Source organism: Streptomyces sp. ICN903 (assembly GCF_022015835.1).
Taxonomy (GTDB): domain Bacteria; phylum Actinomycetota; class Actinomycetes; order Streptomycetales; family Streptomycetaceae; genus Streptomyces; species Streptomyces fenghuangensis.
The window spans coordinates 3285-14700 of sequence record NZ_JAKMAY010000138.1 but is presented as its reverse complement, the minus strand read 5'-3'; the positions used below and the strand labels follow the sequence as shown (position 1 = coordinate 14700).

Annotated in this window: 10 protein-coding genes; 2 read left to right on the top strand and 8 right to left on the bottom strand. The window is 67.8% G+C overall.

Annotation, left to right across the window (positions count from 1 at the left end):
* Window positions 1–366: 366 nt before the first annotated feature.
* Both L7D48_RS15810 and L7D48_RS15805 read right to left on the bottom strand, forming a co-directional pair.
* On the bottom strand, window positions 367–1167 hold the full coding sequence (locus tag L7D48_RS15810) for a protein kinase (protein ID WP_237880084.1): 801 nt from the start codon (window positions 1165–1167) through the stop codon (window positions 367–369).
* 5 nt (window positions 1168–1172) lie between these two features.
* Complete coding sequence (locus L7D48_RS15805) at window positions 1173–2033, bottom strand: radical SAM/SPASM domain-containing protein (RefSeq protein WP_237880083.1); 861 nt, start codon at window positions 2031–2033, stop codon at window positions 1173–1175.
* A gap of 297 nt (window positions 2034–2330) precedes the next feature.
* On the opposite strand from L7D48_RS15805, the gene L7D48_RS15800 reads away from it, so the two are divergent.
* Window positions 2331–3665, top strand: coding sequence for a tetratricopeptide repeat protein (locus L7D48_RS15800; RefSeq protein WP_237880082.1), 1335 nt, complete (start codon window positions 2331–2333; stop codon window positions 3663–3665).
* Between the two features lie 845 nt (window positions 3666–4510).
* Here the strand turns inward: L7D48_RS15800 and L7D48_RS29465 are convergent.
* Window positions 4511–5269 (bottom strand): very short patch repair endonuclease, encoded by a 759-nt coding sequence (locus tag L7D48_RS29465; protein WP_237880081.1) that lies wholly within the window; start codon window positions 5267–5269, stop codon window positions 4511–4513.
* Window positions 5270–5283: 14 nt separating this feature from the next.
* Window positions 5284–6642 (bottom strand): DNA cytosine methyltransferase, encoded by a 1359-nt coding sequence (locus L7D48_RS15790; RefSeq protein ID WP_237880080.1) that lies wholly within the window; start codon window positions 6640–6642, stop codon window positions 5284–5286.
* A gap of 115 nt (window positions 6643–6757) precedes the next feature.
* Between L7D48_RS15790 and L7D48_RS15785 the strand changes: the two genes are divergently transcribed.
* The gene (locus L7D48_RS15785) at window positions 6758–7597 is read left to right on the top strand and encodes an Eco29kI family restriction endonuclease (RefSeq protein WP_237880079.1); all 840 of its coding nucleotides are present in this window, start codon (window positions 6758–6760) and stop codon (window positions 7595–7597) included.
* A gap of 730 nt (window positions 7598–8327) precedes the next feature.
* On the opposite strand, the gene L7D48_RS15780 is transcribed toward L7D48_RS15785, so the two are convergent.
* The 4 genes from L7D48_RS15780 to L7D48_RS15765 all read right to left on the bottom strand — a co-directional run bounded on the left by L7D48_RS15780 (window position 8328) and on the right by L7D48_RS15765 (window position 10948).
* The gene (locus L7D48_RS15780; RefSeq protein WP_237880078.1) at window positions 8328–8741 is read right to left on the bottom strand and encodes an Imm10 family immunity protein; all 414 of its coding nucleotides are present in this window, start codon (window positions 8739–8741) and stop codon (window positions 8328–8330) included.
* A 138-nt stretch (window positions 8742–8879) separates the two neighbouring features.
* A complete protein-coding gene (locus L7D48_RS15775; RefSeq protein ID WP_237880077.1) occupies window positions 8880–9542 on the bottom strand; it encodes a bifunctional 2-polyprenyl-6-hydroxyphenol methylase/3-demethylubiquinol 3-O-methyltransferase UbiG in 663 nt (220 codons plus the stop codon).
* Between the two features lie 76 nt (window positions 9543–9618).
* Window positions 9619–10809, bottom strand: a complete 1191-nt coding sequence (locus L7D48_RS15770; protein WP_237880076.1) for a methyltransferase domain-containing protein — start codon at window positions 10807–10809, stop codon at window positions 9619–9621.
* A gap of 1 nt (window position 10810) precedes the next feature.
* Window positions 10811–10948 (bottom strand): hypothetical protein, encoded by a 138-nt coding sequence (locus L7D48_RS15765; protein WP_237880075.1) that lies wholly within the window; start codon window positions 10946–10948, stop codon window positions 10811–10813.
* Window positions 10949–11416: the final 468 nt, after the last annotated feature.

The window sequence follows — 11416 nt, the reverse complement described above, 5'->3', positions numbered from 1 at the left end:
TGCGCGCTCTGCGGACGGGCGCACCCCGGAATCCCCGCGCCCGTCCGCAGAGCGCGCACGCCCCTCCCCGATCCGTTTCTCGGCCTCTTGTGAGAAGGCGTTCCCGCCCATGTACGCCCTTCCTGACGCTCGGTTCCGTACTCACGGATACGTAACCGTGCGATTACCCCGGGCGGTACCGTGGGTGGAGCGGCAGCGCGTGAAACCCATGAAAGATCACGTGGACGCGGGGGAGTGGGCAAGGGCGGCACCGACCGCGTCATCCGCGCATGACGAAGGACCCCCACCGCCGTAGGGGTCCCTCATCTCTGTCGGCAGGGTGACATGGCGGGCAGCCCTGCCGGGAGGACCGCTCAGTCCGCCACGCTACGTGCTCACGCCGCGGTGGTCGGCCCACGCCCGGGAAGCGTCCGCCATCGCCCCGAGCCACGAGGCATCCGGCTTCCGGTCGGCGAAGACGCGGTACATGAGGGCGTTGGCCCGGGCGAAGGCGTCGACGGCCTTGGGGTCCGCATCCGCCCATGCAGCACAGCCGGAAGCCCAGGACTCGGCGGACTCGGGGCTGTGCCCGGCCGCGATGAGCTGCACCACCAGACAGGCCGGGTCGATGAAGCCCGCGCCACGGGTGGGCCAGGACCAGTCCACGGCCCAGGCGGTGTGCTCACCGATCATCATGTTGCCGGGGTTGATGTCGGTGTGGAGCAGGTCATCGCCCCGGAGGAGAGCGGCCTGCCCCTCGTCCCCGGCGAACCGGTCCCACCGGGTCTCCGGCCACTCCCGCGCGACCTCGGGGAGGTCCAGTTCCCCGATCCGGTCCACCAGACCGACGACGGTGGGCAGGTCGGGCGAGCCCGGCGAGAAGTCGGCCGCCCGCCCCTCCACGGCGTCGAAGCCGAGCACGACCCACACGTCGTTTTCCGCATGCCACCGCAGAGCGGGGGATACGGAACGTACGGCCGGGTTGATCAGCCGCTCCCGCACGATGGAGTCGCGTCGGCCGCCGGGCCGGTTGGGGACCGCCTTGACGAAGAACGGCCCCTTCTCGCACTCGACCACGGTGGCGACATCCGAGCTGTGTCCCCCGGCGGTGGGGCGGACGCGCGTCAGGTCCCCCGTGTGCGGGCGGATCAACTCCCGGAAGTCGGCGGCGAGAAGGGGCGTGTCCATCGTCCTCAGTTTCTCGGAGTGCACGAGCTGCCCGGAAAGCCGGGCGTGCACTCCTCGTCGTCGGGGCCGCAGGGGGCGTTCCTCCCGGCCGCGCCCTGGATGGCCTTGGTGGCGCGGGTCATGGCGTCGCCGCCGAGGATAGCGGCGAGCGGGGTGTGCCTGACGTTGCCGACGCCCATCCAGCCGGAGAACACGCACGGGGACACCTCCCCCGTGGGACCGATGGCGGCCACGCCCGATCCGCACCGGCCACAGAGTTCGGCCGCGTCGGGGACCCGGCCCTGTCCGCCCCGCCCGAAGGGCCGGACGTGATCGACACCGATCCGCTCCACGCCCAGGGCTTCCAGATCCCGGCGGGCACCTGCGGCCTGGTCCTCGTCGCCGGTGACGACTCCGACGCGCAGCGGGATGCCGAGCCGGACGGCCCTGGCGATGTTCTCCCGCGTCCGGGCGTGGGAGCGGCGGCCGGTCATCGCGTTGTGGGTCTCGGCCCGGCCGGAGTAGTAGGAGGCGGCCAGCGCCAGTCCCTTGCGCTGGAAGATCTCCCAGCACTCCTGGGAGACGTGCACGAGGTTGCTGTAGACCTCCACCTCCAGACCGGCGTTCAGCGCGTGGTCCACCAGGGCCGTGAAGTCGGGGTGCATGGTCGGCTCACCACCGATGAACTGCACCCCGCGCACGCCACAGGCCGCGGTCTGATCCAGAACGCCGACCCAGTCCTCACGGGTCATGGTGCCGTGCGATCCGCTCGGGCCGGAGGAGTTGTAGCAGTGCCCGCAGGCGAGCTGGCACTTCCGCGTCAGGTCCAGCCACAGAAGCCGGGTGGTGGCTTTCCGGGCCGGCGGAGTCTTGACGATCACTGTCACCGGTGTTCCCTCTCTTGTCGGGGGATGCTGTCTGCCGGCCGGTGCCTTGTGCCGCTTGGATGCTGATTCCGAACTGGCCTTACAAGCAGCCGAGTTGGATCTGGGCGCCGTCGACAGCCGTGGCCGGACCCGCGTCACGGCGGACTGCGCGACGGATTCCCTCCGCACGCTGGACTTCGGTACCGACCACTTCCGTGCTCACGGATACGTAACCGCGCGATTACTCTGGGCGGTACCGTGGGTGGAGCGGCAGCGCGTGAAACCCATGAAAGATCGCGTGGATGCGGGGGAGTGGGCATGGGAGCCAGGAAGCCGAACGAGGGCCTGCGGCGCGTCCTGACCGAGAGCCAGTGGTCGCAGTCCCAACTCGCCCTGGCCGTCAACCGCGTCGGGGCGGAGGCCGGGGTGCCGCTGCGGTACGACGAGTCCGCGGTGAGCCACTGGCTGAGCGGCACCAGGCCGCGCAAGGCCGTACGGCCCTTCGTCCGTGAGGCTCTGTCCCGTCGGCTGCGCAGGCCGGTCACGCTGGCCGAGATCGGTCTGGAGGCCGAGGAGGCGAGCTGTGGCGCGGATACCGTGGAAGGACTGATGAACCTCGGGAGGACGGACATGGACCCATCCCGCAGGAGCGTTCTGGGCGTCGGGCTGTTCTCCGTGGCGCTGACCGTCCCCGGCTGGCAGGACGTGGTGGGCCGGATGGAGGCGGTGCGGGCCGGCCGCAGTGTGCGCATCGGGCGGCCGGAGGTGGACATGGTGGTCGCCATGACCGAGCGCATCAGCGAACTGGACGACCAGTTCGGCGGCCGTCACGCCCGGCCCATGGCCGCCTCGTTCATCGTCAACACCGTCTCGGCGTACCTGCGCGCCGACGCCCCCGAGCCCGTGCGCAAGGACATGCTCTCGGCCGCCTCCGACCTGTGCTACCTCACCGGCTACATGGCTGTGGACGAGGGCCTGCAGGGGCTGGCGCAGCAGTACTACCTCAAGGCCCTGGAACTGGCTGGCGCTGCCGAGGACCACCTGACCTACTGCACCACCCTGCGCGGCATGAGCGTCCAGGCCGTCGACCTCGGCCACGGGCCGGAGGCCCTGCGTCTGGCCGACGCGGCAGCCGCCGCCTCCCCGCAGGCCGGGCCGCGCATGCGCGCTTTCCTCGCCGGACAACAGGCCCACGCCGCCGCCCAGACCGGCGACCGCCGCACCGCACTGGCCCACCTGCGCGACGCGGAAGTGGCAATGGAGAAAGCCGAGTCACGAGCGAAGACCTTCGGCTCCTACGACCCGGCCGCGCTCGCGTACCACACGAGCCATGTCCGTCATGAACTCGGCGACGTTTCCGGAGCCGTGGACGCCATGCGCGAGTCCGACCGCCTGTGCTACGACGTCTACCGTCGCTCCAGGGTCAAGGAGCGGGCCACGCTCGCGGAGTTCCAGATGAAGATGGGCCACCTGGAAGCGGCGTGTAAGACCTGGCACGGCGCGCTGGACGAGTACCCCATGGTCCAGAGCGGACGGGTGGACGACCGCATCCGCACCATGTTCACCCTGATCCGTCCCCACCTGCGCAACCGCACCGCCCGCGACCTCCACGACCGCGCGCGGACGCTGGCACCCTCAATCCTCCGTGCCTGAGGGATCACCTCGGCGACACATCAGATCCCCGCCTCCTGCTGCACGTCGTAATAGCGCGCGCAGAAAACCAAACACGGCCACTGTCAACCATCAGCTGGGACCGAAGTGCCAAGCATCTACCGGGACCGGACAAGCCCAACCGGCCAACTGAGTAACAACCTTCTCTGCGAGTTCAAGACGGCTCGCTCCGCTCGCCCAGCAGCGAGTGCCGGGTTGCTGTCAGGGCTGGTCGGTGGCTAGGCCCGGATGGCTCCGACGACTTTAGGAAGTTCCCACCTAAAGTTGCTCCGCCGATCATTCCGTCCCAGAACCGCCGGTGGTGCAAGTGAGTCAACCCAAAGAGGTTAATGGGCGGGGGTATGGGAGGAAAGATGCGTTTTCAGTGCAACTGTAGTCACAAGGGGTATAAGTGTGCCCGTAGGGCTACGAACGTTGTCGCGGGGGAGTGGTGGTGCCTGCCTTGTCTGAAGGCTGCCCAACCCAAGCCGTTACCGCTGCCGGAGGAGACGAACCAGCGGTCCCGACCTGCCAAGCGTCGGAGACGACGAGTCGCGACCGGGAAACCTCCGGTTTTGTCGGTCGGGTCAGCTTGGGCCCATGACGTCACATCCAAAGCAGCGAAGTCCTCAGGGCAGGGCCAATAGCTACCAGATACGGGGCCGTTTCCGGACCATCCGAGGGCGGCCGGCGATGACAGATGATGGCAACTGGTCGAGGGGGCGCCGCAAATCAAAGGAGCGTGCCGCACGCGGCAGGCCTGGACCACAACTTCCAGAAGAAAGGGCAGTCTTTGCCCAGCATGTGACCTGGTTCTCCGCGAGTCAACCCAGGCTCGAGGTAAATCATCACTTCTTGCCAGTTCGTAGCTTGTGTACGGCGTGCGTGATGAGCCCCGCAGCCTCTGCGGGATTCTCGTGCTCCCAGATCCGAATCACCGTCCACCCAGCGGCCCGCAGCAACTCGTTCGTCTCAGCATCGCGGGCCCGGTTGCCTTCGATCTTGGTTTTCCATGACTCCGCGTTCTTCTTGGAGGCGCGCATGTGTTCAGGGCAGCCATGCCAGAAGCACCCGTCCACGAACACGGCGATGCGCTCCTTTGGGAAGACGATGTCGGCCCGGCGGCGCACCCCTTCCAACGGTTGAGTGTCCACGCGATAGCGTAGGCCAGCTCGATGCAGCAATGAGCGCAGCGCCAGTTCTGGCTTGGTGTCCCGACCACGGTTAGCGCGCATGACCGCGCGAGCTCCCCGAGAGGAGGCCTTGGAGTCGGCCGGTAGCGGTTCCTCGGTCAACATCCCAGCGGCTCGGGCCTGCTGCCAAGCCTGAGCCAAATTGGCGGCGCGCGTTTCGCGGTCAACCTCTCCGATGTACCGTTCCCGAGTCCTGCCGTCTTGGGACCAGCGTAGGTAGGCGCGTATGCGGCGGTTTCCTCTGGGAAGTCGCAGCGAAACCGAGGCGCGCGCGTACTGATCCCCACCAACGGCGACAGTGCGGCGATGGCGACCGCCAGCGGCGCGGTCCTGCTCGGTGGTCGGCTTGACGCCCTTGCGTCGTTTGTACGCGCGTTCGGGCGGTCGCGTTTCCTTCCAGGTGCGCGTGGCCACGATCACCACTCCGCCTAGTGACCGACCGACGCGAGAGCGGCGGCGACCTTCTTGGCGAAGAACTCGGCGAGCACGACCGGCACGGCGTTTCCAAGCTGGCGCATCTTCTCGCCGCGCGGGCCGGCCCCGTGCCACTCGTCGGGGAACGTCATGACGCGCGCGGTCTCGCGGACCGTCATATAGCGGTGCAATCTACGCCATTCCCCCGGCGCGCTAGCGTCACGCTCCCGGTCGTCCAGGAGCATGACGGATTCACCACCGGGAACCCCATGTACACCCGCCTTGACGGTCTTGGCGGGACGGTCGAGCTCGTTCGGGGTGTGCCCCTTGTAGATCCGGGCGTTGGGCCAGCCGATGTGGTCGGTGATGCTGCCGCCCTGCTCGGTCTTCCTGTCTAGCTTGTCCAGATCGATAGCGGGCAGAGCAGGAAGAGGCACGTCGGTGCCGTAGCCCTGGATGGCATCGCGCAAGGTTCGCCATGGCCTGACCTTCCGCTCCTCGTTCTCGCTCTCGGGGCCGAGATTTTTCGGAAGCCGGGCCCGAACCTCATCCCGCACGTAGTCCTCTACCTTGTGCCTTCGCCAGTAGGAGCCGTCCTCATCGCGCATCGTCCGGTATAGGGCTTCTTGATCGAAGGGGGTCCGGGTGACGTCCTTGACGAAGGCGTCGACATCCACACCGAGGTCTTCACGGAAAGCAACGATGATCACACGGTGACGGATCTGCGGCACACCGTAGTCAGCCGCGTTGACCGGAATATGCCGTACGACGTACCGCTGGTCGGCGGTCCCGCCTCCGCCGCCCTCGATCAGTTTCGTCAGCTGCCGGTCGTGCTCCTGCCAGCGAACCTCGTCGTCGCGCTCGACGAACGGAAGCGTGAGTTCGTGCTTGATGTACTCGAAGTAGTCCCGAAACGAGGGGCGCAGCAAACCGCGGACATTTTCGCAGATGACAGCCTTCGGCTGGATCTGGCGGATGGCCTTGAAGACGGCGGGGAACATGTTCCGCTTGTCCTCATCGCCCTTGGCGACGCCACCCGCGCTGAAGGGCTGGCACGGGGGACCGCCGGCGAGGAGGTCGACTTTGCCGTGGAAGGCGGTCAGGTCGAGACCTTGCACATCATTGGGGAAGAGAGGAGCCGGCTCGCCTGGCGCTGGCGGCTGGGGCTTGACCTCCAGGGTCCGCCGGACGCCGTCCGGGCCAAGGGTTCGCATGGCGCTCGCTTCGAGCGTCTCGCAGGCTCGGTTGTTGAACTCGTTGAACAGTAGTGGCCGGAACCCCGCGTGATGGACTCCCATCGCCAGGCCCCCGCCGCCCGCGAACAGCTCGACGCTGGTGCGGTCTACATGTCCGTATCCACGCTGATCAGCCATGCGGAAAGCGTACCGCGGAGTTGATGATCTTGTGGCATGGGTCTGGAACAGAGTGGGTGGAGGGCCTCGAGACTCCATATGGTGCACCCATAAATCGCAGAAGGGGGATGGCACCTTGCCAAGAGACGACGAACAGGCCATGTACTACCGGGACTTCCGGCTCAGCATCACCCAGGCCCTCGGCGACCAGCTCGCCAGCGCACTGGCGGATCTCGAAGCAGCCGCCCTCACCGAGGAGCACCTGGCGGAGCTCGATGACCGCCCTGGCGTGTACCAGCTCTACCGCAACGGCGAGTTCGTCTACGTGGGCAAGGCCGACAAATCCCTGCCTACGCGGATCACCAAACATCTGCGCAAGATCTCCGGTCGCAGAAACATAGCCCTATCCGAGATGACCTTCACCTGTCTGTATGTCGCTGAAGACTTCTCCGCGCTCGCCCCCGAGAAGCTCTTGATTAAGCACTACAAGAGTCAGGGCGAGATTCCCTGGAATAACAATGGGTTCGGCAATAACGACCCGGGTAAACGTCGTGACGAGACGGTGGTCAAGGCCAACCACTTCGATAATCTCCACCCCATCGACGTCGACCGGGTTCTGACCAGCCTGCCGCAAGGTCCCGTGGTCCTGCGTAAGTTGTTGTCCCTCGCTGCGAAAGAGATTCCGTACACCTTTCGCTACCTGAAAAAGGGCTACGGCAACGCATACAAGACCATTGTGGAGGTGCCTCGGGAGCCGACGATCAGCCGCCTCTTCGAAGTTATAGCCGCCGCGCTGCCTGGGAACTGGCAGATCGCACTTCTTCCCGGGCGAGCCATCATGTACCCGGACAACCAGAGAACCTACCCGAGTGTGTGGCGCTACTACCGGGGTGAGCAGATTCTCGACGTTGAACCTGAGATCGAGGAAGCTGGTGAGATCCCTGAGGAGGAGGAACACGACGAAGACGACCAGTGAGGGGAACGCCACGCCGGACCCTGCCGTACAAGAAATAGAGTGCAGAGGCAGCGTGCCGTGACCGGACGTCAGTAAATCCAGGGGAGCAGTTGGCCCGACGAGGAAAGGTTGCGACTGAGGGCTCTGGCGATTCGGGGCGAAAGGCAGTTGTGCAGGACGGGCGGGGAGGAGCGGTCAGCAGTGGTCACTTCGGGCGCCATCACGGCGTGGGTTGTGAGGGTGCTCGCACAGATCAGGGGCGTGATACGGGAGTGGCCGCACGGTGATTTCCAAACTCAGATGCAAAATTTGTTAGATCCTTCGCAGTCGATGACGCAGGTGGGTTGCTGATCGGTCGGATTGGTACCATACTGGCTGAGCGCTGGACTGAGCCCAGCACTGCTGGGTTCCGGACTGTGTGTACTCGTGTCACTTGCATGCCGTATCACCGCTCGCCCAAACCGTGACGCTATGTCTCAGAATGCACGCGAGAGGATGGTGGCTATGGTGATTTCCTTGATGATTGCTGGCCGTCAAGCGTTGGCTGGTGTCTGTGAGGGCATCTCCGGCAGTATGTGTTTCGCCTTGATGACGGGTGCAGCAGTGCCGGGCTGAGTCCAGCGTTTTTTGTGTGGTGCGCTGTCTCGTCACGGAAAAGAGCCGCCAGGGTAGTCAGGGCCCAGCAGGCCGCGCAGCCCGGTGATCGAACTTGTAAGGCGATGGTCAGCCGACGGTGGTGTTGCTGTACCCGCTACATCGTGATCAAGGTTGGGCGGGCATCTGGGCGCCCGTAGGCCAGGATGCGCGGCAAGACTTCGCGCATGCGGGCCACGTCCGCTGCCGGTGCGCGCAGCAGAGCCTCGATGACGGGGTCGGTCAGAACGAGGTCGTCCAACGATGCGGGGTCCAAGGTCACCCGTAGTACGTCGCCGCTCAGCTCCACCTCACGTACACAGCCGTAGGCGGTGCCCTGGTCGGGCGTGACGAGGCAATGCGTGTCCATGCCCAGGGATACTTCCTGCGGGCCGGGCTCGTCGAAATCACACATGAACAGCAGGGAGAACGCGTCCTCGTCGTCCGACTCGGCCACGCCCGCCATCATGCAGTCGTCTTCGTTGGGGTCATCCAGTCCGCAGGCGACCCGCGCCGTGAATCTGTACGTCATGCGCGTGTTCTAGCCCCAGGGACCGACAGTCGGGATAGCGGCCAGAGAGGAGTCGGCCCGTGCGGTGGTCGCGGGTCGGGTTGGTTTCCGGTGCCTCCGACGTAGGGGGCTCGCGTCTCCGCTGGCGGGAGTGGACGGTCAGGGTTTGATGGCGGTGGCGAGGAGAGTGCCGATGTGGCCCGGGGTGGGGGCGTCGAGGGTCCGGACCTCGGGGTCGCGGAAGCCGGCGCGGGTCAGGAAGCGTGCCCACACCTGCGGCTTGTAGCTGTAGCGGTACGTGAACATGGCCGGGCCGGCGAAGCCGCCCTTGTACATACCCTGCGGGCCGTAGGCGCCGGGGATGGCGGGTGGGTGGGAGAAGGCGAAGACGCCGCCCGGGTTCAGCCGGGCGGCGACCAGCGGGAAGAGACGGGAGGGGTCGGTGAACCAGGCGGCGCCGAAGATCGAGTACACCGCGTCGTAAGTCGCCCGGTCGTCGGCCAGGAACTCCAGCACCTCCGCGCACACGAATTCCACCCCCAGCGGCCCCCACCGCTTCGTGGTGTTCGCGACCATGACGGGTGAGAGGTCCACGCCCTTCGCCTTGACGCCGCGCTGAGCGAGGTGGGCGAGTGCCCGGCCAGTGCCGCAGCCGATCTCCAGCACACTGGCCGGGTTTCCGAGGATTTCGGTCCCCGGCCCGTGCCCCTGGTACTGCGTCCAGTTGAAGACGGGCTCGGCGTCGGTCACGTCGTTGCGGGTGCTGCTCGCGTAGGCGTCCCAGAGGTCGCGTTCGGCCGCGATGTCGTGCTGTACGGGCAACTCGGTTCCTTGGTGGTGTGGCTGGGGAGGCCCGTCCCCGCCCGGGTGGGCGGGGACGGGCGAGGGTTGGCGGGGCTCAGGGGGTTGTCGCGCCGGTGAAGTCCGGGACGGGGTTGTCCGGGGAGTCGAGCCAGACCGTGTGGCGGTGGCCATCCACCGTGAGGCCGAAGCGGGTGAAGTCCGGCTGCCCCTGCCGGTACCACCAGCGCCAGGCGGACTCCAGCTCGTGCCAGAGCCGGCGGGGACCGGCCTGGACGGTCCGGAACTCGGTCCGGCCCCTCTCGTGGTCGGCGGTGGCCCAGCTCGTCAGGCCGGTGTCGTGCAGCCACAGCCGGTAGGAGCCGTCCGTTCCGTGGACGACCCGGCAGAAGAGGTCGGGCACCTGGACGCCGGTGGCGAACATGTGGATCCAGTCGCCCACGTCATCGGGGGAGAGCGTCGTTGTGGATTCCGCGCCCCCGGCCGGCCACTCGCGCCCCCTGAGGTACTCGCTCTTCGGGGGCAGCCTCCTACGCTGCTCGCGCAGCCGCATGAACGCGGAGGAGCCGGTGAACGGCCCCGAGGCCGACCCATCGTCCCGGACCGTGAGCCGGACGATCCCCTCGCCGCCGTACACCGGCCCCCACGGCGCGACGATCACCGCACCGGGCCGGGCCTGCCCGAGCCACTGCGCGGGGACGCGCCCCACGGAGCAGGTGGCGATGATCCGCTCGTAGGGCGCCCCTTCGCCGTACCCCTCGGCGCCGTCGCCCACGACGACGCGGGGCGAGAAGCCCGCCGCGGACAGCCGGGTGCGGGCCTGACCGGCGACGCCCTCGTCCACCTCGACCGTGGCGACGTGGCCGTCCCCCAGCCGGTGGCACAGCAGCGCGGCGTTCCACCCGGTCCCCGTGCCGATCTCCAGCACCCGGTCGCCGGGCCGTACGTCCAGGTCCGCGAGCATGGAGAACACCATCGTCGGCATCGAGCTGGAGGAGGTCGGGGTGCGGCCCCGCCCCGGCCCGGTGTACGCACCGTCGTCCCACTGGGTGGTGATCGGCGCGTCCGAGTAGACCGCTTCCCACCACAGGTCCGGGGATTGCGAGCGGACGACCCGGTCGTCCTGCCGGTTCATACCGGCCCGCCCCGGCCAGATCACCTCGGGTACGAACAGGTGGCGCGGCACGGCGTGGAACGCCGGCAGCCAGTCGGCGGTCAGCGCACCCTTCTCCAGGAGTACGGAGGCCAGCCGCTCGGGACCGGCCTCCGCCGTCGTGTCCTCGGCCACCTCAGCGACCGTCCGCCGGGCCCTGGCCGTCGTTGGTGTTGCCGCCCTCGTCCGAGCCGCCTCCGCCGTGCTTGTTGCCGGAGTCGCTGTCGTCCTGCGGGTTGCCCGCGTCGGCCCGGGGCGTCTGCATGGGGTTCATGGGTTCTCCTTCGTCGGGGGTCGTCTCTGCGTGTACGTGCGCCCGTCCCGTGGGGAACGGGGGTCGGCCGCCCCGGTCACGGCCGTCCTGCCGGACGTGGCCGGGGCGGAGTCGGTGGGGCGGCGTGTGCGGCCGCGTGGGTGCGCCGGTACACCCGTAGCTCTCCGGCGGGCGGCAGCACCAGCGGCCAGGCCGTCAGGCGGTAGTGGGCCGTCTCGTCGTGGGCCGCGACGGTGTAGGACCAGCCCTCCCGCAGCACCTCCAGGGCGTTCTCCCGCTCCGCCTCGGCGCGCGCCCACTCCCGTATGACCGAGCCGGGGTCGGGGACGCCCTCCGCCCGGACGGGACGCAGGCAGGCCGGGGGCAGCCACGGGGTGCCGGGGCCGAAGCATGGGCTCCACTAGACCGGCCCCGCCCGGCCATACTTGGCCGTCCTGCTGGCCCAGCAGGCGAGCGTTAGGGGCCTGG